The organism is Streptomyces sp. NPDC008121 (assembly GCF_042957155.1).
Lineage (GTDB): Bacteria > Actinomycetota > Actinomycetes > Streptomycetales > Streptomycetaceae > Streptomyces.
In genome coordinates this window covers 159,745-183,721 of record NZ_JBIBHT010000004.1, presented here as the reverse complement: position 1 = coordinate 183,721, position 23,977 = coordinate 159,745, and the positions used below count along the sequence as shown (strand labels likewise).

Annotated in this window: 20 protein-coding genes; 10 read left to right on the top strand and 10 right to left on the bottom strand. The window is 71.5% G+C overall.

Going from position 1 to position 23,977, the window contains the following annotated elements; genetic code table 11:
• Positions 1-30 precede the first annotated feature (30 nt).
• On the bottom strand, positions 31-411 hold the full coding sequence (locus tag ACFZBD_RS15160; RefSeq protein WP_391139924.1) for a cyclophilin-like fold protein: 381 nt from the start codon (positions 409-411) through the stop codon (positions 31-33).
• A 204-nt stretch (positions 412-615) separates the two neighbouring features.
• Here ACFZBD_RS15160 and ACFZBD_RS15155 point away from each other — a divergent pair, with 204 nt between their 5' ends.
• From ACFZBD_RS15155 to ACFZBD_RS15140, 4 genes are all read left to right on the top strand, one after another.
• Positions 616-2,121 carry a cytochrome ubiquinol oxidase subunit I gene (locus ACFZBD_RS15155; RefSeq protein WP_391139923.1) on the top strand — a complete coding sequence of 502 codons (1,506 nt, stop codon included), beginning with the start codon at positions 616-618 and terminating at the stop codon, positions 2,119-2,121.
• 18 nt (positions 2,122-2,139) lie between these two features.
• Positions 2,140-3,144, top strand: coding sequence for a cytochrome d ubiquinol oxidase subunit II (cydB, locus tag ACFZBD_RS15150; protein WP_391139921.1), 1,005 nt, complete (start codon positions 2,140-2,142; stop codon positions 3,142-3,144).
• 19 nt (positions 3,145-3,163) lie between these two features.
• Positions 3,164-6,796 (top strand): thiol reductant ABC exporter subunit CydD, encoded by a 3,633-nt coding sequence (gene cydD / locus ACFZBD_RS15145; protein WP_391139919.1) that lies wholly within the window; start codon positions 3,164-3,166, stop codon positions 6,794-6,796.
• A gap of 67 nt (positions 6,797-6,863) precedes the next feature.
• Complete coding sequence (locus ACFZBD_RS15140) at positions 6,864-8,636, top strand: GAF domain-containing protein (protein WP_391139917.1); 1,773 nt, start codon at positions 6,864-6,866, stop codon at positions 8,634-8,636.
• A gap of 84 nt (positions 8,637-8,720) precedes the next feature.
• On the opposite strand, the gene ACFZBD_RS15135 is transcribed toward ACFZBD_RS15140, so the two are convergent.
• The 7 genes from ACFZBD_RS15135 to ACFZBD_RS15105 form a co-directional block, all read right to left on the bottom strand.
• The gene (locus ACFZBD_RS15135; RefSeq protein ID WP_391139915.1) at positions 8,721-9,578 is read right to left on the bottom strand and encodes an HAD hydrolase family protein; all 858 of its coding nucleotides are present in this window, start codon (positions 9,576-9,578) and stop codon (positions 8,721-8,723) included.
• A gap of 176 nt (positions 9,579-9,754) precedes the next feature.
• On the bottom strand, positions 9,755-10,657 hold the full coding sequence (locus ACFZBD_RS15130) for an LLM class flavin-dependent oxidoreductase (RefSeq protein ID WP_391139914.1): 903 nt from the start codon (positions 10,655-10,657) through the stop codon (positions 9,755-9,757).
• A gap of 181 nt (positions 10,658-10,838) precedes the next feature.
• Positions 10,839-11,291 carry a hypothetical protein gene (locus tag ACFZBD_RS15125; RefSeq protein WP_391139913.1) on the bottom strand — a complete coding sequence of 151 codons (453 nt, stop codon included), beginning with the start codon at positions 11,289-11,291 and terminating at the stop codon, positions 10,839-10,841.
• 66 nt (positions 11,292-11,357) lie between these two features.
• On the bottom strand, positions 11,358-11,912 hold the full coding sequence (locus ACFZBD_RS15120) for an RNA 2'-phosphotransferase (RefSeq protein ID WP_391139911.1): 555 nt from the start codon (positions 11,910-11,912) through the stop codon (positions 11,358-11,360).
• Positions 11,913-12,053: 141 nt separating this feature from the next.
• A complete protein-coding gene (locus ACFZBD_RS15115) occupies positions 12,054-13,010 on the bottom strand; it encodes a MerR family transcriptional regulator (RefSeq protein WP_391139909.1) in 957 nt (318 codons plus the stop codon).
• Positions 13,011-13,096: 86 nt separating this feature from the next.
• Positions 13,097-14,872, bottom strand: a complete 1,776-nt coding sequence (locus ACFZBD_RS15110) for an SDR family oxidoreductase (protein ID WP_391140445.1) — start codon at positions 14,870-14,872, stop codon at positions 13,097-13,099.
• A 2-nt stretch (positions 14,873-14,874) separates the two neighbouring features.
• Positions 14,875-15,723 (bottom strand): M24 family metallopeptidase, encoded by an 849-nt coding sequence (locus ACFZBD_RS15105; RefSeq protein WP_391139907.1) that lies wholly within the window; start codon positions 15,721-15,723, stop codon positions 14,875-14,877.
• Positions 15,724-15,973: 250 nt separating this feature from the next.
• Between ACFZBD_RS15105 and ACFZBD_RS15100 the strand changes: the two genes are divergently transcribed.
• Genes ACFZBD_RS15100 through ACFZBD_RS15085 form a run of 4 tightly spaced genes read left to right on the top strand, consistent with a single transcriptional unit; the run spans position 15,974 to position 19,539 of the window.
• Positions 15,974-16,942: an ATP-binding cassette domain-containing protein gene (locus ACFZBD_RS15100; protein WP_391140444.1), complete on the top strand. Its 969-nt coding sequence runs from the start codon at positions 15,974-15,976 to the stop codon at positions 16,940-16,942.
• Entirely contained in the window at positions 16,939-17,841 is a 903-nt protein-coding gene (locus ACFZBD_RS15095) for an ABC transporter permease (protein ID WP_391139905.1), read from the top strand. The genes ACFZBD_RS15100 and ACFZBD_RS15095 overlap by 4 nt, the downstream gene beginning before the upstream one ends.
• Positions 17,842-17,893: 52 nt before the next feature.
• Positions 17,894-18,805: an ATP-binding cassette domain-containing protein gene (locus ACFZBD_RS15090; protein WP_391139903.1), complete on the top strand. Its 912-nt coding sequence runs from the start codon at positions 17,894-17,896 to the stop codon at positions 18,803-18,805.
• A gap of 14 nt (positions 18,806-18,819) precedes the next feature.
• The gene (locus ACFZBD_RS15085) at positions 18,820-19,539 is read left to right on the top strand and encodes an ABC transporter permease subunit (protein WP_391139901.1); all 720 of its coding nucleotides are present in this window, start codon (positions 18,820-18,822) and stop codon (positions 19,537-19,539) included.
• Positions 19,540-19,580: 41 nt separating this feature from the next.
• On the opposite strand, the gene ACFZBD_RS15080 is transcribed toward ACFZBD_RS15085, so the two are convergent.
• Together ACFZBD_RS15080 and ACFZBD_RS15075 are read right to left on the bottom strand one after the other, a co-directional pair.
• Complete coding sequence (locus tag ACFZBD_RS15080) at positions 19,581-20,906, bottom strand: MFS transporter (RefSeq protein ID WP_391139899.1); 1,326 nt, start codon at positions 20,904-20,906, stop codon at positions 19,581-19,583.
• Positions 20,907-21,021: 115 nt separating this feature from the next.
• Entirely contained in the window at positions 21,022-21,699 is a 678-nt protein-coding gene (locus tag ACFZBD_RS15075; protein WP_391139897.1) for an FCD domain-containing protein, read from the bottom strand.
• A gap of 116 nt (positions 21,700-21,815) precedes the next feature.
• Between ACFZBD_RS15075 and lpdA the strand changes: the two genes are divergently transcribed.
• Together lpdA and ACFZBD_RS15065 are read left to right on the top strand one after the other, a co-directional pair.
• Positions 21,816-23,219 carry a dihydrolipoyl dehydrogenase gene (gene lpdA / locus ACFZBD_RS15070; protein ID WP_391139895.1) on the top strand — a complete coding sequence of 468 codons (1,404 nt, stop codon included), beginning with the start codon at positions 21,816-21,818 and terminating at the stop codon, positions 23,217-23,219.
• A gap of 47 nt (positions 23,220-23,266) precedes the next feature.
• Positions 23,267-23,926, top strand: coding sequence for a rhomboid-like protein (locus ACFZBD_RS15065; RefSeq protein ID WP_391139893.1), 660 nt, complete (start codon positions 23,267-23,269; stop codon positions 23,924-23,926).
• Positions 23,927-23,977 lie beyond the last annotated feature (51 nt).

Genomic DNA, 23,977 nt, shown 5'->3' with positions numbered 1-23,977 from the left:
CTCACCCGGCCGGGGCGGGGCGGGAGACCCTCAGTCGGTCACCAGCTCCACCCGGATCGGGTCGCCGTCCCTGACGGTGGCCAGGACGCGCGGGTCGCCGTCGAGCGAGCCGAGGACGTTGCACGGGGCGGCGAGCCGGCACTCGTCGCCCCGGGAGATCGGGGTCGGGCCGTAGGGGAGCGCGAGCGCGTCGCCCTCCGTCCAGAAGGCGACGGTCCCGGGCTCCACCACCTGTCGCGCGTCGGACTCGACCCCGGTGGAGACCGGTGTGTCGAAATACACTTCCTCGCCCCAGGTCCGGGCGGTGGAAGTGATCGGAAGAACCCCCACGAGCGCCTTGCTCGTGGGGGTTTCGTCGATGGTGGCCGTGGTGTGACCGGCGGGCCAGGAGAGACGGATACGAAGGGTCATACCCCAGATTCAACAATATGTTGAAGGCTGAGGGAAGGGGTGACCTTCGAGTAGGGCACCCCCCGTACTCATACGGATTTCGTATGAGTCATAATGCTTGTGAATGTGAACGCGTTCACAAGCGTGTCACGGTTCATCCCGGGATGGGTGGGATTAAAGGGGCAGGTCGCCTCCGTGACCACGGCGATGTAAGGAGAAGACGACGTGGACCTCGCTCTGGCGCCAGAGACTCTGGCGCGTTGGCAGTTCGGCATCACCACCGTCTACCACTTTCTCTTCGTCCCCCTGACGATCTCCCTCGCCGCGCTCACCGCCGGTCTTCAGACGGCCTGGGTACGTACGGAGAACGAGAAGTACCTCAGGGCCACGAAGTTCTGGGGCAAGCTCTTTCTGATCAACATCGCGATGGGTGTGGTCACCGGCATCGTGCAGGAGTTCCAGTTCGGCATGAACTGGTCCGACTACTCGCGCTTCGTCGGCGACGTCTTCGGTGCCCCCCTCGCCTTCGAGGCCCTGATCGCCTTCTTCTTCGAGTCGACCTTCATCGGTCTCTGGATCTTCGGCTGGGACAAGCTGCCGAAGAAGATCCACCTCGGCTGCATATGGATGGTGTCGATCGGCACGATCCTCTCCGCCTACTTCATCCTGGCGGCGAACTCCTGGATGCAGCACCCGGTCGGCTACCGCATCAACGAGGAGCGCGGCCGGGCCGAGCTCACCGACTTCTGGCTCGTGCTCACCCAGAACACCGCCCTCACCCAGTTCTTCCACACCATGACGGCCGCCTTCCTGGTCGGCGGCGCCTTCATGGTCGGCATCTCCGCCTTCCACCTGGCGCGGAAGAAGCACGTCCGGGTGATGCGCACCTCGCTGCGGGTCGGCCTGATCACCCTGATCATCGCCGGGCTCGGCACGGCCATCAGCGGCGACATGCTCGGCAAGGTGATGTACAAGCAGCAGCCGATGAAGATGGCCGCCGCCGAGGCGCTCTGGGACGGCGAGGCGCCCGCACCCTTCTCGATCTTCGCCTACGGCGATGTCGACGAGGGCCACAACAAGGTTGCCATCGAGGTCCCCGGCCTGCTGTCCTTCCTGGCCAACGGCGACTTCACCTCGCACGTCCCGGGCATCAACGACATCAACAAGGCCGAGCAGGAGAAGTTCGGCCCCGGCGACTACCGCCCGAACATCCCCGTGGCCTACTGGGGCTTCCGCTGGATGATCGGCTTCGGTATGGCCTCGCTCTCCCTCGGCATGCTCGGCCTCTGGCTGACCCGCAGGAAGTTCCTCCTCCCGCCGGGGCTGCGGACGGGTGAGGACGAGGTGCCCCATCTCGTCCTCTTCCGGAAGGCGCTCAGCCCGAAGCTCAGCCGGTGGTACTGGCTGGTCGCCCTCTGGACCATGGCCTTCCCGCTGATCGCCAACTCCTGGGGCTGGATCTTCACAGAGATGGGCCGTCAGCCGTGGGTGGTCTACGGCGTGCTGCGCACCAAGGACGCGGTCTCACCCGGCACCACGCAGGCCGAAGTGCTCACCTCGATGATCGTCTTCACCCTGCTGTACGCGGTGCTCGCCGTGATCGAGGTCAGGTTGCTCGTGAAGTACGTCAAGGCCGGACCGCCCGAGCTCACCGAGTCCGACCTCAATCCGCCCACCAAGATCGGCGGGGATCAGCGCGACCCCGACCGGCCCATGGCCTTCTCGTACTGAGGCTGAGGAGATCGAGGCATGGAACTCCACAACGTCTGGTTCGTACTCATCGCCGTCCTGTGGATCGGCTACTTCTTCCTCGAAGGCTTCGACTTCGGCGTCGGCGTCCTCACCAAGCTGCTCGCCCGGGACCGCACCGAGAAGCGGGTGCTGATCAACACCATCGGCCCCGTCTGGGACGGCAACGAGGTGTGGCTGCTGACCGCCGGCGGTGCGACCTTCGCCGCGTTCCCCGAGTGGTACGCGACGCTCTTCTCCGGCTTCTACCTGCCGCTGCTGCTCATCCTGGTCTGCCTCATCGTGCGCGGTGTCGCCTTCGAGTACCGGGCGAAGCGGCCGGAGGAGACGTGGCAGCGCAACTGGGAGCAGGCCATCTTCTGGACCTCCCTGATCCCCGCCGTGCTGTGGGGCGTCGCCTTCGGCAACATCGTGCGCGGAGTGAAGATCGACGCGCGGATGGAGTACGTCGGTACGGTCACCGACCTGCTCAACCCCTACGCCCTCCTCGGCGGACTCGTCACGCTGACCCTCTTCACCTTCCACGGCGCGGTCTTCGCGGCGCTCAAGACGGTCGGGGACATCCGCCTCCGGGCGCGGGCACTGGCCCTCAAGCTGGGGCTCGTCACCGCCGTCCTCGCCCTCGGCTTCCTCTCCTGGACCCAGGCCGACAAGGGGGACACCGGGAGCCTCATCGCCATGGTCGTCGCGGTGGTGGCACTGGTCGGAGCCGTCGTTGCCATCAAGGCCGGGCGCGAGGGCTGGTCGTTCGCCCTGTCGGGCGTCACGATCGCGGCGGCGGTCGCGATGCTCTTCCTGACGCTCTTCCCGAACGTCATGCCGTCGTCGCTCGACCCGGCGTGGAGCCTTACGGTGACGAACGCGTCGTCGAGCCCGTACACGCTGAAGATCATGACGTGGTGCGCGGCCGTGGCGACACCGCTGGTGATGCTCTACCAGGGCTGGACCTACTGGGTGTTCCGCAAGCGGATCGGCACGCAGCACATCGCCGACGCTGCGCACTGACACCGCTCATGAGTGGGAGATGTTTCACGTGAAACCGATCGATCCGCGTCTGCTCCGCTACGCCCGGGCCACTCGCCGCTTCCTGGCGGCGGTGGTGGTGCTCGGCCTGTTCGGAGCGGCGCTGGTCGTCGCCCAGGCGATGCTCATCGCCGACGTGGTGGTGGGGGCCTTCCAGCAGGGCCGGTCGGTCTCCGATCTCACCACCCCGCTGCTGCTGCTCGCCGGTGTCGCCGGGGGGCGGGCGTTGGTCTCCTGGCTCACGGAGCTGGCCGCTCACCGGGCCGGCGCGGCGGTCAAGTCCGAGCTGCGGGGCCGGCTGCTCGCGCGCGCGGCCGAGCTGGGGCCCGGGTGGCTGAGCGGTCAGCGGGCGGGTTCGCTCGCCGCTTTGGCCACGCGGGGAGTGGACGCGCTCGACGACTACTTCGCGCGCTATCTGCCGCAGCTAGGGCTCGCGGTGGTGGTTCCCGTGGCGGTGCTGGCGCGGATCGTCACCGAGGACTGGGTCTCGGCGGCCGTCATCGTCGTCACCCTGCCCCTCATCCCCCTCTTCATGATCCTGATCGGCTGGTACACCCAGGCCCGGATGGACCGGCAGTGGAAGCTGCTGTCCCGGCTCTCGGGGCACTTCCTGGACGTGGTGGCGGGGCTGCCGACGCTCAAGGTCTTCGGACGCGCCAAGGCGCAGGCCGAGTCGATCCGCGCCATCACCTCGGAGTACCGCCGGGCCACGATGAGGACGCTGCGGATCGCCTTTCTGTCCTCCTTCGCGCTGGAACTGCTGTCGACCCTCTCGGTGGCGCTGGTCGCCGTCGGGATCGGGATGCGGCTGGTCCACGGCGATCTCGATCTCTACACCGGCCTGGTGATCCTGATCCTCGCCCCCGAGGCGTATCTGCCGATCCGGCAGGTCGGGGCGCAGTACCACGCGGCGGCGGAGGGGCTGGCGGCCGCCGAGGAGATCTTCGAGGTCCTGGAGACACCGGTCCGCACGAGCGGTACCGCCGCCGTGCCCGCGGGGTCCCCGCGCTTCGAGCTGTCGAGCGTGACCGTCCGGCACGATGGGCGCACCGAGCCGTCATTGGACCGCGCGTCGCTGATCGTGGCGCCGGGCGAGACCGTGGCCCTGGTGGGGCCGAGCGGGATCGGCAAGTCCACCCTGCTCGATGTCGTACTGGGGTTCGCGGAGCCCGAGCCGGGCGGAGCGGTGTGGGTCGGGGACGCCGAACTCGGTTCGCTGGACCTGGAGGAGTGGCGGTCGCGGATCGCCTGGGTGCCCCAGCGGCCGTACCTCTTCGCGGGGACGATCGCGGAGAACGTCCGACTGGCCCGCCCCGACGCCTCCGACCAGGCGGTACGGGAGGCCCTGCGGGACGCGGGAGCGGACGGGTTCGTCGACGGACTCCCGGCCGGGATGGACAGCGTGCTCGGCGAGGACGGGGCAGGCCTCTCGGCCGGTCAACGGCAGCGCCTCGCCCTGGCCCGGGCGTTCCTGGCCGACCGGCCGCTGCTGCTCCTGGACGAGCCCACGGCCGCGCTGGACGGGGAGACCGAGGCGGCCGTGGTCGACGCGGTACGGCGCCTCGCGGCCGGCCGGACGGTGCTCCTGGTGGTACACCGCCCCGCTCTCCTCGCGATCGCGGACCGCGTGGTGTCGCTGGCCCCGACCGCTCCCGAGCGGGCGGCTGAGGCGCTGACCGACCGGAGCGAACCCGGTACCCAGGGCGGAGACCAGGGCGCTGGTCGGACCCCCGATGACCTCCATGCCCTCAACGCGCGCGACGGCAGCGTCCGCGCTCCGGGCGACGGCTCGGGCGATGCCGCCCGTACGGAGAGCCCGGGCCGTGGGCCGGTCGGCGCCCGGGACCACGGTCAGGAGGGAGGCACCGGCGGCGATCGGGTCCGTCTCCTGCGACGGGTGCGCGCCATGGCAGGGGAGCTCAGGGGCCGGATGGGGCTCGCGCTGCTGCTCGCCGGCCTGGCCCTGGGATCGGCCGTGGGCCTCATGGCCGTGTCCGGCTGGCTCATATCCCGTGCCTCCGAACAGCCGCCCGTGCTCTATCTGATGGTGGCCGTCACCGCTACGCGCGCCTTCGGCATCGGCCGGGCCGTGTTCCGGTACGCCGAACGGCTCGTCTCCCACGACGCCGTGCTGCGGATGCTCGCGGAGCTGCGGGTCTCCGTCTACCGGCGCCTGGAGCGCATCACCCCGGCCGGCCTGCGCCGCACCCGGCGCGGCGATCTGCTCTCCCGGCTGGTCCAGGACGTCGACGCCCTCCAGGATTACTGGCTGCGCTGGCTGCTCCCGGTGGGAGCGGCCCTCCTCGTCGGGGCCGGCTCCGTCGGCTTCACCGCCTGGCTGCTGCCCGAGGCCGGGGCCGTCCTCGCCGTCGGACTGCTGACCGCGGGGCTGGCGGTCCCGCTGCTGAGCGGCGCCCTCGCCCGCCGGGCCGAGCGGCAGCTCGCCCCCGCGCGCGGCACGCTCGCCACCGGCGTCGTCGACCTGCTGCGCGGCTGCGCTGAACTCACCGTCGCCGGGGCGCTGCCCGACCGTGTCGGCCGGGCCAGGGACGCCGACCGTACGCTCACCTCCATCGCCTCCCGGCAGTCCGCCGCCACCGCTCTGGGCGCCGGGCTCTCCGCGCTCGCCTGCGGTCTCACGGTCGCCGCGGCCGCCGTCGTCGGGATCCAGGCCCTCCGCGACGGACGCCTGGACGGCGTCAACCTCGCGGTGGTCGTCCTCACCCCGCTCGCCGCCTTCGAGGCCGTCACCGGCCTCCCGCTGGCCGTCCAGTACCGCCAGCGCGTCAAGCGGAGTGCCGAGCGGGTGTACGACGTGCTCGACGCCCCCCTCCCCGTACACGAGCCGGAGCACCCCGCCGAACCGCCGCGGAGCGCGTTCCCCCTCGAACTCACCGGCCTCCGCGCCCGGTACGCCGGGCAGGAACGGGACGCGCTCACCGGCTTCGGGCTGACCCTGGAGGCCGGCCGCCGGGTGGCCGTGGTCGGCGCGTCGGGCAGTGGGAAGACCACCCTGGCCCAGGTGCTGCTGCGGTTCCTGGACGCCGACGACGGCACGTACTGCCTCGGCGGGGTGGACGCCGCTTCGCTCGACGGTGACGACGTCCGCCGCTTCGTCGGGCTCTGCGCCCAGGACGCCCACACCTTCGACAGCTCCCTGCGCGAGAATTTGCGGCTGGCCCGCCCCGACGCGACCGACGACGAGCTGCGGGCCGCGCTCCGCAGGGCCAGGCTCCTGGCCTGGGTGGACGGGCTGCCCGACGGCCTCGACACCATGGTCGGCGAGCACGGCTCGAAGCTCTCCGGCGGTCAGCGGCAGCGCCTCGCCCTGGCCCGGGCGCTCCTCGCCGACTTCCCGGTGCTCGTCCTCGACGAGCCGGCCGAACACCTCGACCTCGCCACGGCCGACGCGCTCACCGACGATCTGCTGCTGGCCACCGAGGGCCGTACCACCGTCCTGATCACCCATCGCCTGCGCGGCCTCGACGCCGTCGACGAGGTGCTGGTCCTGGACGAGGGGCGTACCGTGCAGCGCGGCCCGTACGCGGAGCTGGTGGGCGTCGAGGGGCCCCTGCGGCGGATGCTGGAGCGGGAGCGCGAGAGCGAGCTGTCGCTCAGCGGAGGCGCCGGCTGACCGAAGCCCTCCTCGTATCCGAGCGGCCGACTTTTCTCGCCAAATCGGACTTACTAGGCTCAAGGTCATGACCGCCGCCGTGCCCGATCCCCCGGATCCTCAGGCTCCTCCCGTCCCGTCGGTGCCCGCGCGCCCGGCGGACCCCGGGGAAGCCGATTCCCTGGAGGCCGCGAACCGGGCCACCCGCAGTCTGCAGGGCCTGTCGACGGAGCTCACGGCCCGGGTACCGCAGCTGCTCGAGGCGATGCGCTCGGTCGGCACCGGCCTGGAACTCCGCTCCACCCTCGACCGGATCTGCGAGACGGCGGCCGAACTCGCCGACGCCCGCTACGCCGCCATCGGGGTCGTCGACGAGGAGAACGACGGCCTCTCCGAATTCGTCACCCACGGCGTCGACGAGGACACGGCCCACCGCATCGGCCGCCGGCCCGACGGCCACGCCGGGCTCCTCGGCGCACTGATCCAAGAGCCCCGGACGATCCGGCTCGGCGATCTCTCCGTCGACCCGCGCTCGGCCGGTTTCCCGCCCGGCCACCCGCCGATGAAGAGCTTCCTCGGCGTCCCGATCCGGGTCCAAGGAGAGATCTTCGGCAATCTGTACCTCTCCGAGAAGACCCACGGCGGCGAGTTCGACGAAGCCGACGTCCACATGGTCCGGGTCCTCGCCACCGAGGCGGGGATCGCCATCGGCAACGCCCGCCTCTACGAAGCCGCCCGGCAGCGGGAGCGCTGGATCGACGGTTCGGTCGCCGTCACCACCGCCCTGCTCTCCGGCGGCGACGCCGACGAGGCCCTGACCGTGGTGGCCGAGCAGGCCCGCAGACTCGCCGACGCGGCGGCCGGGATCATGCTGCTGCCCGCCGGGGACGGCGGCCTCGAGATCGTCGCCGTCTCCTCCGACACGCCGTCGACGTCCCTGGGCGTGGTGATCCCGGCGGAGAGCCCGGTGGTGGAGAGCCTGCTCACCGGAGATGCGGTGTTCCTGGACGATGCCGCCACCGACCCCCGGGTGATCAGCCGGCTGGCGGCCCGGTTCGGGCCCAGCATGCTGCTGCCGCTGCACAGCGGGGGCCGCGTGCTCGGCGCGCTCGCGATGCCCCGGGCGCGGGGCGCCCGGCCGTTCACCGAGGCGGAACGGACGCTGGCGACCCAGTTCGCCTCCCAGGCGGCGCTCGCCCTGATGATGGCCGACGCCCAGCGCGACCGGGAGCGGCTCGCCGTCTACGAGGACCGCGACCGGATCGCCCGGGATCTGCACGACCTGGTCATCCAGCGCCTCTTCGCCACCGGGATGATGCTGGAGGGCGCCCAGCGCAGGTCGGTGGTGCCGGCGGTGCGGGACGGGGTCGGCAAGGCCGTGGACGAGCTGGACGTGACCATCCAGGAGATCCGTACCGCCGTCTTCGCGCTCCAGCAGGGCCCGGCCGAGGCTCCCTCGGGCCTGCGGACCCGGGTGCTGCGCGAGATCAACATGGCCGCCGTGCCCCTCGGTTTCACTCCCGGTCACCGCTTCCTCGGTCCGCTCGACTCGGCGGTCGGCGACCTCACCGGCAAGAACCTCATCGCGGCCCTCAGGGAAGCCCTGTCCAACGCGTTCCGGCACGCCGGGGCCGCGCGGATCGAGGTCGTCGTCGACGCGGGCGCCGAGCTATCCGACGGGAGCGCCGGGGTGCGGCTGACGGTGGCGGACGACGGCATCGGCCTCCCGGAGGGCGGGCGGCGCAGCGGTCTGCGCAATCTGGCGCGGCGCGCCGAGTCACTGGGCGGATCGAGCTGGTGCGAGCCGGGCATCGGCGCGTCGGGGGGCGGTACGACGGTGGTGTGGCAGGCCCCGCTGTAGAGGGGCCATGGCCGTACCCGGGGCGCGGTCTCGTCCTGCGGCCGACCCCGGGGCCGTGGTGCCGGCGCCCGTCGCGGACGGGTGTCAGTCGTCGAGGGTGCCCGCGAGGATCCGTTCGATGATGACGGCGACTCCGTCCTCGTTGTTGGCGACGGTACGGCCGGAGGCGGCGGCGATCACGTCGGCGTGGGCGTTGCCCATCGCGTACGAACGGCCGGCCCAGCCGAGCATCTCGATGTCGTTGGGCATGTCGCCGAAGGCGACGACCTCGTCGGCGGAGATCCCGCGTTCGGCGCAGCACAGGGCCAGGGTGGAGGCCTTGGAGACGCCGAGGCCGCTGATCTCGAGGAGGGCGGTGGGGCTGGACCGGGTGATCGAGGCCAGGTCCCCGGCCGCCACCCGGGCCACGGTGAGGAACCCGTCCGGTTCGAGCTCGGGGTGCTGGGCGAGCAACTTCAGGACGGGGGCGGCGGCGCCGGGCTCCTCTTCGTAGAGGAGCTTCTCGGCGGTGGCGATGGTCGCGCCCGGGTCGAGGAAGAAGGGCGGGTAGTCCGGCTCGTAGTGGATGCCGGTGGTGAGCTCGACCGCGAAGGTGGTGCCGGGGGCGGCGTCGCGCAGGGTCCGTACGACCTCCAGCGCGACCGGCCGGTCCAGGGGCCGCACCTCGATGAACGTGCCGCCGGAGTGCAGATCGACGACGGCCGCGCCGTTGGCGCAGATCGCGAGGCCGTGACCGTGGACGTGGTCGCTGACGACGTCCATCCAGCGGGCCGGACGGCCGGTGACGAAGAAGACCTCGATACCGGCCCGCTCGGCGGCGGCCAGGGCCGCGACCGTACGCTCCGATACGGATTTGTCGTCGCGCAGCAGCGTGCCGTCGAGGTCGGTGGCGATGAGCCGGGGGGCCGGGGCGGCGGGGCGCGGAGCGTGGGGTGAGGTCACCGATCCATTCTTCCGTACGGCGTGCACGGGCGTGCGGGAGGGCGCACATCTGAGTGGCCCGCCCGCGCGCCCGGTCCGCCCGCGCGCCCCGGCCGTCTGCTGGGTGGCGGCCGGGGCTGGCGGCCGTGGGGCTGGGCGGCCGTACCCCGGCGTCTTCGGCCGTCGCCCGCCGGCGGTCAGCCGAGCTGAGCGACGGCTTCCGTGGCGATGCGCTCGAAGACCTGCTGGTCGGCGGCGAAGTCCGAGTCGGGGATCGGCCAGTGGATCACCAGCTCGGTGAAGCCCAGCTCCTGGTGGCGGCCGGCGAAGTCGACGAAGGCGTCCAGCGAGGCGAGCGGACGCCCACGGTCCGGGGTGAAGCCGGTGAGCAGGACCTTCTCCACCTCGGCCGTGTTCCGGCCGATCTCCGCGCAGGCCTTGCCGAGCTTCTCGATCTGGCCGCGCAGGGCGTCCACCGACTGCTCGGGGGTCCCCTCCTCGTAGAGCTTCGGGTCGCCGGTCGTCACCCATGCCTGTCCGTGCCGGGCGGCGAGCTTCAGACCGCGCGGGCCGGTCGCCGCCACCGCGAAGGGGAGCCGGGGGCGCTGGACGCAGCCCGGGAGGTTCCGGGCCTCGACGGCGGAGTAGTGGGTGCCGTGCTGGGTGACCGCGCCTTCGGTGAGGAGGCGGTCGAGGAGGGGGAGGAACTCGCCGAACCGGTCGGCCCGCTCGCGCGGTGTCCAGGCCTCCTGGCCGAGCGCGGTGGCGTCGAAGCCGTTGCCGCCGGCTCCGATGCCCAGGGTGATGCGGCCGGCCGAGATGTCGTCCAGGGAGATCAGTTCCTTGGCGAGGGTCACGGGGTGGCGGAAGTTCGGTGACGTGACGAGTGTGCCCAGGCGCAGCCGTGTGGTGGCGGTCGCGGCGGCCGTGAGGGTCGGCAGGGCGCCGAACCAGGGGCCGTCGCGGAAGGTCCGCCAGGACAGGTGGTCGTAGGTGTACGCGGCGTGGAAGCCCAGCTCCTCGGCGCGCAGCCAGCGGTCGCGGCCGCCGTCGTGCCAGCGGTGGACGGGCAGGATCACGGTGCTCAGGCGCAAGGTCATACCCACGAGCCTACGGCCGTCGGGGCGGCCGGCCGGTGGGGGCCGCCCGCCTTCCGTCACCCCTCGGGCGGGGGACTCCCGGCGCAGCGACTTCCGGCTCAGCGACTTCCGGGCGAACCGGACTCTGGCGCTCAGCGTTGTGGGGGGCCTGCGGAGTCCCGGGCTCAGCGGTGTCCGGGGCTCAGCGGACTCTCGCACTCAGCCATGGGCTGAGCGTTCCGGTGGGGACGAGCTCCTTGTACGTCTCGTCGCCGGGCAGGGGGACGATCAGCCACCATCCCGGCGGGAAGAACCGGCCCTTCACGGAGGCGAGGCCGCCGTGGACGGAGCGCAGGAAGGCGGGGACGGAGTCGCGGGGGACGTCCTCGAACTCGATGCCCTCGACGGTGATCTTCGCGTCGTCCTCGGGGTAGAGCCGCACGGTCACGGCGGGGGCGCCGCCGAGCTCGACGAACGCCTCGTGGGGCAGGGAGCCGTCCGGGTCGAGGACGGTGAAGGCGCCGGCGGAGGTCCGGCGGGAGGTCTGGTCGGCGCCGATGTCGTCGGTGACACGTATGTCGAGGCCGTGGGTGCGGGCGATCTCGCGGATCGCGGCGACGGCGGCCTCGGTGGTCGGCAGATGCGGGTGTCCCATACGACGATCATGCCGCAGTCGCCTCGAACAGCCGAGGGTTCCCGGTGTCCGGGGTGCCGGTACGCCTCACTCCGGCAGGCGCAGGAACTCCGGCGGCACCGCGTCCGTCAACCAGACGCCGTTGGCGCTGACGTGGAACACGTGGCCGGCCCGGTGCATCGCGCCCGCGTCCACGCTCAGGACGAGGGGCCGGCCGCGCCGGGCGCCGACGCGGGTCGCCGTCTCGCGGTCGGGGGAGAGGTGGACGTGGTGGCGGGCCATCGGCCGCAGGCCCTCCGCCCGAATCGCGTCCAGCCGGGCGGCGACCGTACCGTGGTAGAGGTGCGCGGGCGGTTCGGCGGCCGGGAGGTCGAGGTCCACCTCGACCGTGTGGCCCTGGCTGGCGCGGATCCGCGTTCCGTCGACCGCGAAGCGCTTCTTGTCGTTACTGGCGACGACATGGTCCAGCTCGGCGCGGGTGATCGGGAAGCCGTGCTCGGTGGCCGCCCGCAGCAAGGCGTCGATCTCGGTCCAGCCGTGCGCGTCGAGGACCAGGCCGATCCGTTCCGGTTGATGGCGGAGGTGCTTGGAGAGGTACTTGGACACCTTCACGGTGCGTCTCTCGTCGAGGGGTGCGTTCATGGCGTCAGGATGCCGGAGAGTGGCCCACGTCACCATCGAATTGTGGTGTCGAGGTTTGCTCCACAGCCAACACGGTTTATCCACAGCGGAATTGACGATTCTGTGGACAACTCCTCGTGGAATCCCAGGCACTTGCCCGACTCAGGGCTTATGTGAGGGATTTACCGAAAGGGCGTCCAATGCCCGCGTCTGCACCTCGCGTTCGGTGGCGGCCGTGATGAAGGCGGCGACGTTCTCCGGACCAACCAGGCGTTGTACGGCCCGTATCGTCCCGGACGGCAGAGCCACCTGCCGGGGCTCTTCGTCCCGTACCGGCGCCGGGTCCGCCGACAGGTGGTGCTGGAGGTGCCGGGTGGCGAACAGGCGCATCGCGCGCGCGAGTTCGGCGTCGACCGTCTGTTGCGCGAGGGGCCGCAACCGTCGGACCATCGTCGCCGCCTCCGCCGCGTCCGCGTCCGTCGGAGGCCGGTGCTCCAGATAGCGGGCGAAGACGTGCTCCGTGGTGAACTCCAGGAAACGAGAGGCGATGTGCTCGACCTGGACCCGAAGTTCCCTCAGATGCCCGGAGATAGCGGTGAGCGGAACCCCGGCGGCGTGCAACTCGGCGGCCACGGCCAGCTCTTGAGGGCTCGGGACGAGGAACTCGTCGTCCCGGCCGGGGATCCGCTCCAGGACACCCAGCTCGATCGCCTCGCGGACCGCGTCCTCGTCGGGCTCCCCGCCGAACGTGGCGTCCAGCTCGGCGCGGGAGATCCGGTCCGCCTCCTCGTCCGTCCACGGCCCGTCGACCTCCGCGACCAGGCCGAGGACGCCGCCGAGCCCCCGCCCCGCGTCCCAGGCCTCCAGCAGCTCCTTGATGGAGGCCAGGGTGTAGCCACGGTCCAGTAGGTCGGCGATCTGTCGCAGCCGGGCGAGATGGGTGTCGCCGTAGACGTTCGACCGGCCGCGACGCTCGGGGCGGGGCAGCAGACCGCGATCCTGATAGGCGCGGATCGTGCGGACCGTGGCCCCGCTGTGGTGCGCCAGGTCCTCGATCCGGTACTCGGCCGGGGACGGCTGCCCGCCCCCGCTCCCCGACTGCGCTGATCGCTCCGACACGCCCGCTCCCGCCGCTCGCTTTACCGCCTGCCGCCCACCCCTCGGAGGCCCTCCTGCGAGGGATGGTACGGTCCGCCGCCCCTCGCTCAGGCCGGCGGCTCCAGCCGGGCTATCGCCCGCAGGGCCCCGGGCGCGAAACGGGACAGGAAGTGCGCCCCCCGCGCCTCGGGAGTGACCGGGACGACGGCCTGGTCGCGCACCACAGCGCGCAGAATCGCGTCCGCCACCTTCTCCGGCGGATAGTTGCGCAGGTCGTACAGCCGCTGCGCCTTCTTCTGTCGGCGCTTCTGCTCCTCCTCGCCGGCGCCGGCGAACCGCGCCGTCGCGGTGATGTTGGTGTTGACGATGCCGGGGCAGATCGCCGAGACCCCGATGCCCCGGTCCGCCAACTCGGCCCGCAGGCACTCGCTCAGCATGAGCACCGCCGCCTTCGACGTGCTGTACGCGGGCAGGGCGCGAGACGGCTGGAACGCGGCGGCGGAGGCGGTGTTGACGATGTGGCCGCCCTGGCTCCGCTCGGCCATCTGCCCGCCGAAGATCCGGCAGCCGTGGATGACGCCCCACAGATTGACGTCGAGGACCTTCTTCCACTCCTCCGCGGTGGTCTCGAAGAACGAGCCGGTCAGACCGATGCCGGCGTTGTTCACCAGGACGTCGACGACGCCGTGGTCGCTCGCCACCCTGGCGGCGAGCTTCTCCATGGCCTGCTCGTCGCTGACGTCCACGGTCTCGCCCCAGGCCCCCGGCGCGCCGATCAGGCGGGCCATCTCCGCCGTCCGGGCGGCGCCCTCCCCGTCCCGGTCGACGGCGATCACCCGTGCCCCCGCCTCGGCGAACGCGAAGGCGGTGGCCCGGCCGATGCCGCTGGCCGCGCCGGTCACCAGGACCAGCTGTCCGCCGAACCGCTCCGCGTACTCCGGCCGCACCCCGCTCGCCGCCGCGCTCTTCGGCGCCTTGGCGGCCGGGTCCTCGTTCGCCTCGACGAACTCGCGGATCCAGGAGGCCAATTGGTCGGGCCGGGTGCGCGGCACCCAGTGCTTGGCCGGCAACGAGCGCCGGGTCAGGTCCGGCACCCAGGCTCCCAGGTCGTCGTAGAGCCGCTCGGAGAGGAACGCGTCCCCGGTCGGGGTGATCAGCTGCACGGGTGCGTGCGCGTACGCGTCGGCGCGCGGCCGGCGCAACCGCGCACGGACGTTGTCGCGGTAGAGCCAGGCGCCGTGGGCCGCGTCGGTGGGCAGGGACGGGGTCGGATAGTCCCCCGTGGGGACCTTCTCGACGCGCCGCAGGATTGCCGGCCACCGCTTGCCGAGCGGCCCGCGCCAGGCCAGCTCGGGCAGCACGGGCGTGTGGAGCAGATAGACGTACCAGGACTTGGCGCCCTGGCCGAGGAGTTGGCCGACCCGGCGCGGGGTGGGCCGGGCGACACGCTGCTTGATCCAGTGCCCGAAGTGGTCGAGGGACGGGCCGGACATCGAGGTGAAGGAGGCGATCCGGCCCTCGGTGCGCGGCACGGTCACGAACTCCCAGGACTGCACCGAACCCCAGTCGTGGCCGACCAGGTGGACGGGCCGGTCCGGGCTCACCGCGTCGGCGACGGCCAGGAAGTCGTCCGTCAGCTTCTCCAGCGTGAACCCGCCGCGCAGCGGTGCCGGGGCGGTGGACCGGCCGTGGCCCCGGACGTCGTACAGGACCACATGGAAGCGCTCGGCGAGGCGCCGCGCCACCTCCGACCAGACCTCCTTGGAGTCGGGGTAGCCGTGCACCAGCAGGACGGTCGGCCGGCTCGTGTCGCCCAGTTCGGCCACACACAGCTCGATCCCGCCCGTACGGACCCAGCGCTCGCGCGCCCCTTCGAGACTCACCTTCACGCCGCCCCCTCCTCAGCCCAGCGCCGCACGTGCGGCAGGTCGTCGTCCAGCCAGAACGCGCTCTGCTCGGGATCCCTGGAGTCGGTGACCACCAGGATCTCCTCGAACTTCGCGCCCGTCCCCCGGAATCCGAGGTGCGGCTCGACCGCCCACAGCCCCGGCCGGGGCGGGTGGTCGGAGAACGTGTACGGCGACCAGAGCGGCGACCAGCCGTCCCGGTGACCGTGGATCGCGTCGCTCGCGAGGCCCTTGAGCGACTGGGTGCCGAAGCCGAAGAGCGTGGGGGACCAGCGGCGCTCCCGCACCCGGTCTATCTTGTGGGCGATCACGCCGAAGGGATACGCCCGGTGCCGGTTGGCATACCCCTGGCGGACCATGAGCCGGTCCACGTCCTCGTAGATCTCCCGCAGGGTGCGGCGCTCGCGCACCTCGCGCAGGATCAGCTCGCGGTGCGCCCTCAGATCGCTCAGCAGCTTGTCGTGCAGCGGGTTGAGGCCCAGGCAGCCGGAATAGCCGATGTCGGCGGTGTACCCCTTGTACACCGGGGCCATGTCGAGGATGAAGGGCATCCCCGCCTCCAGCCGCCGGTCGGTGGGGAAGAACTGGAGCGGGATCCTGAAGTCGACGAAGGCCGTCCGGTCCCCGAACCAGGCGAACGGCCGGTGGAACCAGTCCCGCACCCCCCGCTCGCCCAGCCACTCCCGCTGCATCCGGGCGGCCTCCCGCTCGGTCACCCCCGGCCTGAGCTGGGCCGCGACCGCTTCCGCGCAGGCGTAGGAGAGGCGCTGCACCTCCCGGAACCCCCGCAGGTCCGCGGTCGCTCCGACTGTCACTGCTGAGGTCATGCCATGCGTCCGTCCCGTGTGAGCGTATGCGTGCGCTACGCGGCCGTAACTTGACACTGATGAATGTGACAATGCCCGGAGGCTGCGTCAAGGGCCCTGCGCAAGCCTGTGGAAAACCGGCCGTCCCGGGACGGACGAACGACTTTGGTCTCGGCTCCCCTACGGGCACGTACGACTGGAGTCGGATACGGACCGAGCCGTTGGGCTGACGACCGGCTGTGGTGTGCACCACTACCGTCGAAGCGTGACTGTGATCGCTACCGAAAGCCTCAGCAAGCGGTTCCCCCGGGTGACCGCTCTCGACCGGCTCTCCCTGGACATCGGGCCCGGTGTGACCGGACTGGTGGGTGCCAACGGAGCCGGCAAGTCCACGATGATCAAAATCCTGCTCGGCCTCTCCCCCGCCACCGAGGGAACCGCCGCCGTGCTCGGCATGGACGTCGCCACCGACGGCGCCCGGATCCGCGAGCGCGTCGGATACATGCCCGAGCACGACTGCCTCCCGCCCGACGTCTCGGCCACCGAGTTCGTCGTCCACATGGCGCGCATGTCGGGGCTGCCCCCCACCGCCGCCCGTGAACGGACGGCCGACACCCTGCGCCACGTCGGCCTGTACGAAGAGCGGTACCGCCCCATCGGCGGCTACTCCACCGGCATGAAGCAGCGGGTGAAGCTCGCCCAGGCGCTGGTCCACGACCCGCAGCTGGTCCTCCTCGACGAGCCCACCAACGGCCTCGACCCCGTCGGCCGCGACGAGATGCTCGGCCTGATCCGACGGGTCTGGACCGACTTCGGCATCTCCGTCCTCGTCACCTCCCACCTCCTGGGCGAGCTGGAGCGCACCTGCGACCACGTCGTCGTCATCGACGGCGGACGGCTGCTGCGCTCCAGCTCCACCAGCGACTTCACCCAGACCACCACGACCCTCGCGGTCGAGGTCACCGACTCCGACACCCACCCCGACGGCACGCACGCCCTGCGCGCGGCCCTCGCCGCCGCGGGCGTCACCCTCCACGAGGGAGTGGAGGACGGGCTGCCCGGCGCCGGACACATCCTCCTCGTGGAGGCCGCCGGCGAGGAGACCTACGACCTGGTCCGCGACACCGTCGCCGACCTGGGCCTCGGTCTCGTCCGCATGGAGCAGCGCCGGCACCACATCGCCGAGGTCTTCCGTCCGCAAGGCTCCCCGGAACAGCAGCAGGAGGTGCCGGCGCGATGAGCATCCAGGCCCAGTCCCCCGAGACCACCCAGATCCACAACATCGGCTACCGCTCCTACGACGGACCGCGCCTCGGCCGGGCGTACGCCCGCCGGGCGCTCTTCTCGCAGTCGCTGCGCGGAGCGTACGGACTCGGCCGCAGCGCCAAGTCCAAGGTGCTGCCGATGATCCTCTTCGCGGTGATGTGCGTGCCCGCGCTGATCATCGTCGCCGTGGCCGTCGCCACCAAGATGAAGGACCTGCCGCTCGACTACACGCGGTATGCGATCTTCACCCAGGCCGTGATCGGTCTCTACCTCGCCGCCCAGGCACCGCAGTCCGTCTCCCGCGACCTGCGGTTCAGGACCGTCCCGCTGTACTTCTCGCGCCCCATCGAGCGGGCCGACTACGTCCTCGCCAAGTACGGCGCGATGGCCTCGGCGCTCTTCGTCCTCACCGCCTCCCCGCTGGTGATCCTCTACGTCGGCTCGCTGCTGGCCAAGATGGACTTCGCCGACCAGACGCAAGGGTTCGGCCAGGGCCTGGTGTCGGTGGCACTGCTGTCCCTGCTCTTCGGCGGCATCGGCCTGGTCATGGCCGCGCTCACCCCGCGCCGCGGCTTCGGTGTGGCCGCCGTCATCGCCACCCTGGTGATCTCGTACGGCGCCGTCTCCACCCTCCAGGGCATCGCCTACGGCACGGACAACCTCGGCGCCATCAAGTGGCTGGGCCTCTTCTCCCCGGTCACCCTGATCGACGGCGTGCAGACCGCCTTCCTCGGGGCCACCACCTCCTTCCCCGGAGGGGAAGGCGTGGGACCGACCGCCGGTGCCGGCGTGGTCTATCTGCTGGTCGTCCTCGCGCTGATCGCCGGCTCGTACGCCGTCCTGATGCGCCGCTACCGAAAGGTCGGGCTGTGACCACGCCCCGCCGCCTCCCCTCACCACCCTTCCAAGGAAACGGGCCGCGCCCATGACCACTCTCTCCATCGACCACACCTCGCGGTGGTTCGGCAACGTGGTGGCCGTCAACGACGTCACCATGACGATCGGCCCGGGTGTCACCGGCCTCCTCGGCCCCAACGGCGCCGGCAAGTCCACCCTCATCAACATGATGGGCGGCTTCCTCGCCCCCTCGACCGGCACCGTCACCCTCGACGGAGAGCCGATCTGGCGCAACGAGTCCGTCTACCGGCAGATCGGCGTCGTCCCCGAGCGGGAGGCGATGTACGACTTCCTCACCGGACGCGAGTTCGTCGTCGCCAACGCCGAACTGCACGGCCTCGGCGACGCGGAGGCCCGGCGGGCGCTCGCCACGGTCGAGATGGAATACGCGCAGGACCGCAAGATCGCCACGTACAGCAAGGGCATGCGGCAGCGCGTGAAGATGGCCTCGGCCCTCGTCCACGAGCCGTCGGTGCTCCTGCTCGACGAGCCGTTCAACGGCATGGACCCGCGCCAGCGCATGCAGCTCATGGACCTGCTGCGCCGGATGGGGGCCGAGGGCCGCACCGTGCTCTTCTCCTCCCACATCCTGGAGGAGGTCGAGCAGCTCGCCTCCCACATCGAGGTGATCGTCGCCGGACGGCACGCCGCCTCGGGCGACTTCCGCAAGATCCGCCGCCTGATGACCGACCGGCCGCACCGCTATCTCGTACGGTCCAGCGACGACCGGGCGCTCGCCGCCGCACTGATCGCCGACCCGTCCACGGCCGGCATCGAGGTCGACCTGGCGGAGGGCGCGCTGCGCATCCAGGCGGTGGACTTCGGGCGCTTCACGGAGCTGCTGCCCCGGGTCGCCCGCGGCCAGGGGATCCGGCTGCTGACGGTCTCGCCGTCGGACGAGTCCCTCGAATCCGTCTTCTCGTACCTCGTAGCGGCCTGAAAGGAGCCTGACCGATGTACAACCCCACAGTCGCCCGGCTCACCTACCGGGCCCTGCTCGGCCGCCGGCGGGCGCTGATCCTCTTCGCGCTGCCCGCGATGCTGCTCGTGATCGCCGGCGCGGTCCGCGCCTTCAACGGCGCCGACGACCAGATCGCCGCCGATGTCCTGGGCGGGTTCGCGCTCGCCACGATGGTCCCGCTGATCGGCGTGATCGCCGGAACGGGCGCGATCGGCCCGGAGATCGACGACGGTTCGATCGTCTATCTGCTGTCCAAGCCGGTGAAGCGGCCCACGATCATCTTCACCAAGCTGATCGTGGCCATCGCCGTCACGATGGCCTTCTCGGCCGTTCCCACCTTCATCGCGGGCATGATCCTCAACGGAAACGGCCAGCAGGTCGCGGTGGCGTACACCGTCGCCGCCCTGGTCGCCTCCATCGCCTACAGCGCGCTCTTCCTGCTGCTCGGCACGGTCAGCCGGCACGCGGTCGTCATCGGCCTGGTCTACGCCCTGGTCTGGGAGGCCCTGTTCGGCTCCCTGATCGCGGGGGCGAAGACGCTCAGCGTCCAGCAGTGGGCGCTGGCGGTGGCCCAGAAGGTCAGCGGCGAGGGCCTGGTCTCCTCCGAGGTCGGCCTGCCGGCCGCGGTGGCCCTCCTGGTCGGCGTAACGGTCCTCGCGACCTGGTACGCGGGCCAGAAGCTGAGGACGCTGAAGCTGGCGGGCGAGGAGTAGGCGAGCAGCCCGCCAGGAGCGGGGAGCGGGCGCCGGCCGGTTCAGACCGTCCGGTCCCGCGCGGCCAGCAGCCCGACCCCCAGGGCCGCCGCGCAGACGCCCAGCACCAGTGCGATCGGCACCGTCCAGGAGCCGGTCGCCTGGTGCACCGCCCCCGCGGCCAACGGCCCGGCGGCGGCGAGGAGATAGCCGACGGTCTGGGCCATCCCGGAGAGCCGGGAGGCGGTCACCGCGTCCCCCGACCGCAGCACGATCAGCGTGAGGGCCAGGCCCACCGCCCCGCCCTGTCCGACCCCGAGCGCGGCGGACCACAGCCACGCGCCCTGCACCGGGGCGACCAGTAGCCCGGTGTAGCCGGCCGCGACCAGGGTGGTGACGAGGACGACCAGCGGACGCTGACCGCGCATCCGCCCCGCGAGGAGCGGCACGGCGAAGGCGCCCGCGACCTGGATCAGGTTGTTGAAGGCGAAGACGACGCCCGCCGTCCCCCGGCTCATGCCGTGGTCCGTGAAGATGGTCGGCATCCAGGCGATCAGGACGTACGACCACAGCGACTGCAGGCCCATGAAGAGGGTCACCTGCCAGGCCAGCGGAGAACGCCACACGCTCCGGGACGGCGCCCCGGCGCGAACCGCCCCCTCGACCGGCCCGGCACCCGCCCGTGCCGGTACGCCCGCCCCCGCTCGTACGCCCGCCCCGGCCCGGACCTCGCGGCCCGTACGGCCCCGGGCGATCAGGACCTGCGGCAGCCACGCCAGCGCCGCGACGGCCGCGAGGAGCGACCAGAAGGCGAGCGAGGCCTCCCAACTCCCGCCGAAGGCCCGCTCCAGCGGCACCGAGGCGGCCGCGACCAGGGTGGCGCCCGCGATCATCGCGCCCGTGTAGACCGAGGTCATGGCCGCGGCCCGGTCCGGGAAGTCCCGCTTGATCAGGCCCGGCATCAGGACGTTGAGCAGGGCGATGGCCGTGCCGACCAGGACACCGCCGCCGTACAGCGCGTACACGGACGGCAGGACGCGCACGAGGATGCCGGCGCCGAGCAGCAGCAGCGCGGCGAGGAGCACCGGTTCGGCGCCGAAGCGCCGGCCGAGCCAGGGGGTGACGAGCGCCCCGGCCCCCAGGAAGAGCACCGGCACGGAGGTGACCAGCGAACTCGCCGTGGAGGAGAGCCCGAAGGCCGCCGATATCTCGCCCACCAGCGGCGACACGCTCGCCAGGGCCGCCCGCATGTTGAGCGAGGCGAGCACGATCCCGGCCATCAGCAGCGCGGGGTGGGCGAGCAGCGCCCGCCGCGCCGCCGCCGCCGGGGGCGAGGGCCGGACGTCTGCCTCGGCGTCGACGAGCAGGGGGGCTTCGGGGCCTGACAAGAGCGTTCCTTCTTCGTACGTACGGCAGTTCAGCGGGCGCCGGGCCGCCGGGCGGCCCCCGCCCCGGACACGACGGACCTCCGGACACGACCTAGGGCCTTCGGCGTACCCCGGGCTACCGGGGGTGTGTCAGCGCGGTGACGGTCTCCATCGGCACGCGCAGCAGTTCGCGCGCCCCGGCCTCGGCCGCCGTCGGATCGCCCGACTCGATCGCCCGGACCACGGCCTCGTGGGCGTCGATGTCGACCGGCGGCATCGCGCGGTCGCCCAGCGCCTCCACCAGCACCTCGTGCACCTGGGTGGAGAAGAAGCGGTACACCTCGACGAAGGCGGGGTTGTGGGTGGCCTCCACGACGGCCAGGTGGAAGGCCATGTCCGCGTCGGCGTCGCGGTCGCCCTCCTCGCGCAGGGTGGTCAGGGCCGCCCGCAGCCGCAGCAGATCGTGGGTGTCCCGCCGGGCCGCCGCGAGCCGGGCGGCCTCCGCCTCCAGGGCGACCCGCAGTTCCAGGACGTCCCGCGCACCGGCATGGCGCATTCCGTGCAGCACGGCGGCCGGGTCGGCGGCCGACCTGACAAACGTGCCGTTGCCCTGACGCGATTCCAGGAGGCCCGCGTGGACGAGTACGCGTACCGCTTCGCGGACGGTGTTGCGGCCCACGCCCAGCTGTCCGGCCAGCTCGTGTTCGGTGGGAATGCGGTCGCCGACGGCCCACTCGCCCTCTGCGAGCTGGGCACGGAGCTGCTCGACCACGGAGTCCACCAGCGAGGTCCGGCCCGCCGTTCTCAACGCCATCACTACCCCTATTCGCCCGGTTGCCCAGTCATCCTACAACTCACTCGGTGCAGCGCCCGGGATTACTGTGGGCTCGTACGCGGACACGAACACCCTCACCTCTCCGGGAGTCAGTCATGTCAGACCGCTTCGACGTCGTCGTACTCGGAGCCGGCCCCGGCGGCTACGTCGCGGCCATCCGCGCCGCTCAGCTCGGCAAGCGGGTCGCGGTCGTCGAAGAGAAGTACTGGGGCGGTGTCTGCCTGAACGTCGGCTGCATCCCCACGAAGGCCCTGCTGCGCAACGCCGAGCTGGCCCACATCTTCACCCACGAGGCCAAGACCTTCGGGATCAAGGTCGACGGCTCGGTCTCCTTCGACTACGGCGAGGCGTTCCGCCGCAGCCGCACGGTCGCGGACGGCCGGGTCAAGGGCGTCCACTTCCTGATGAAGAAGAACAAGATCACCGAGTTCGACGGCCGGGGCACCTTCCTCGACGCGAACACCCTCCAGGTCGCCGCCTCGGACGGCACCACGCAGACGATCACCTTCGACAACTGCATCATCGCCACCGGCGCCACCCCCCGCCTGCTGCCCGGGACCTCACGCAGCGAGCGCGTGGTCACGTACGAGGAGCAGATCGTCGCCGACGACCTGCCGCAGTCGATCGTCATCGCCGGCGCCGGCGCGATCGGCATCGAGTTCGCGTACGTCCTGCACAACTACGGCGTGAAGGTCACCATCGTCGAGTTCCTCGACCGGATCGCCCCGCTGGAGGACGAGGACGTCTCCAAGGAGCTGGCCAAGCAGTACCGCAAGCTCGGCATCGACGTCCTGACCTCGACCCGCGTCGAGACGATCGACGAGTCCGGGCCGCAGGTCCGCGTCACCGTCACCGGCAAGGACGGCGCCCAGAAGGTCCTGGAGGCCGACAAGGTGCTGCAGGCCATCGGCTTCGCCCCGAACGTCACGGGCTACGGCCTGGAGAACACCGGCGTGGCGCTCACCGAACGCGGTGCGATCGAGGTCGACGGCCGCTGCCGCACCAACGTCCCGCACATCTACGCCATCGGCGACGTCACCGCGAAGCTGATGCTCGCGCACACCGCCGAGGCCATGGGCGTCGTCGCCTCGGAGACCCTCGCGGACGCCGAGACCATGGAGCTCGACTACCCCATGATCCCGCGCGCCACCTACTGCCAGCCGCAGATCGCCAGCTTCGGCTGGACCGAGGCGCAGGCGCGGGAGAAGGGCTTCGACGTCAAGGTCGCCAAGTTCCCCTTCACGGCGAACGGCAAGGCGCACGGCCTCGGCGACTTCACCGGCTTCGTGAAGATCATCAGTGACGCGAAGTACGGCGAGATCATCGGCGCCCACCTGATCGGGCCGGACGTGACCGAGCTGCTGCCCGAGCTCACCCTGGCGCAGCAGTGGGACCTGACCGTCCACGAGGTGGCGCGCAACGTGCACGCGCACCCGACGCTGGGCGAGGCCGTCAAGGAAGCGATCCACGGCCTGGCCGGCCACATGATCAACTTCTGAGGCGTTCACAGAGGAGAAATCCACCCCAGGGTGGTAGGTACGGATACGTGCCGAGCGAGACCTCCCCGGGTGGCGAACCGTCCCGACCGATCAGGTCGTGGGTGCGTTCGTCACCCGGCACGCACCTCTGGCTGCTGATCATCGCGGTCACCGGCATCGTCATCGCGCTGTCCTCCGACGGCCTGGAGCACTATCTGCTCCACCGCAACAGCAGCAACCTCCACCAACTCGCCCACCACCCGCTCCAGGCACTGCTCGGCAGCGCGTTCTGGATCGAGAACCCCGCGGCGCTGCCGCTGTACGCACTGCTCTTCGAGGTCTTCCACGCGCCCGTCGAACGGTGGCTCGGCACCGGGCGGTGGCTGTTCATCGTCGCCACCGCGCACATCGCGGCCACCCTCATCAGCCAGAAGATCGTCCTGGAAGCGATCCGCGACCACGACGTGCCGCGCAGCATGGCGCACGTGGTGGACATCGGGGTGAGTTACGGGATCGCGGCCTCGGCGGGAGTCCTGACCTACCGGCTGGCCCGCCCGTGGCGGTGGCTCTACCTCGCCGCGGTGGTGGCGTTCTTCGCCGTGCCGCTGGCCACGCAGCACACGTACACCGATCTCGGCCACGCGATCTCGCTGGTCATCGGCCTCGCCTGTCTGCCGCTGACACGCGGAAAACCGGTGGCCGCCGCGCGCAGACCTCCCGCACACTGAGGGCGCGGGGGACGCTCCGCCGGGGCGGTCGCTTCGAGCGCGCGGTTCCTC

Coding starts and splice junctions, on each gene's coding strand:
- ACFZBD_RS15095 (WP_391139905.1), top strand. CDS start 16,939: ATGAGCATCCAGGCCCAGTCCCCCGAGACCACCCAGATCCACAACATC.
- ACFZBD_RS15160 (WP_391139924.1), bottom strand. CDS start 411: ATGACCCTTCGTATCCGTCTCTCCTGGCCCGCCGGTCACACCACGGCC.
- ACFZBD_RS15105 (WP_391139907.1), bottom strand. CDS start 15,723: ATGACCTCAGCAGTGACAGTCGGAGCGACCGCGGACCTGCGGGGGTTC.
- ACFZBD_RS15090 (WP_391139903.1), top strand. CDS start 17,894: ATGACCACTCTCTCCATCGACCACACCTCGCGGTGGTTCGGCAACGTG.
- lpdA (WP_391139895.1), top strand. CDS start 21,816: ATGTCAGACCGCTTCGACGTCGTCGTACTCGGAGCCGGCCCCGGCGGC.
- ACFZBD_RS15120 (WP_391139911.1), bottom strand. CDS start 11,912: ATGAACGCACCCCTCGACGAGAGACGCACCGTGAAGGTGTCCAAGTAC.
- cydB (WP_391139921.1), top strand. CDS start 2,140: ATGGAACTCCACAACGTCTGGTTCGTACTCATCGCCGTCCTGTGGATC.
- ACFZBD_RS15130 (WP_391139914.1), bottom strand. CDS start 10,657: ATGACCTTGCGCCTGAGCACCGTGATCCTGCCCGTCCACCGCTGGCAC.
- ACFZBD_RS15085 (WP_391139901.1), top strand. CDS start 18,820: ATGTACAACCCCACAGTCGCCCGGCTCACCTACCGGGCCCTGCTCGGC.
- cydD (WP_391139919.1), top strand. CDS start 3,164: ATGTTTCACGTGAAACCGATCGATCCGCGTCTGCTCCGCTACGCCCGG.
- ACFZBD_RS15125 (WP_391139913.1), bottom strand. CDS start 11,291: ATGGGACACCCGCATCTGCCGACCACCGAGGCCGCCGTCGCCGCGATC.
- ACFZBD_RS15140 (WP_391139917.1), top strand. CDS start 6,864: ATGACCGCCGCCGTGCCCGATCCCCCGGATCCTCAGGCTCCTCCCGTC.
- ACFZBD_RS15075 (WP_391139897.1), bottom strand. CDS start 21,699: ATGGCGTTGAGAACGGCGGGCCGGACCTCGCTGGTGGACTCCGTGGTC.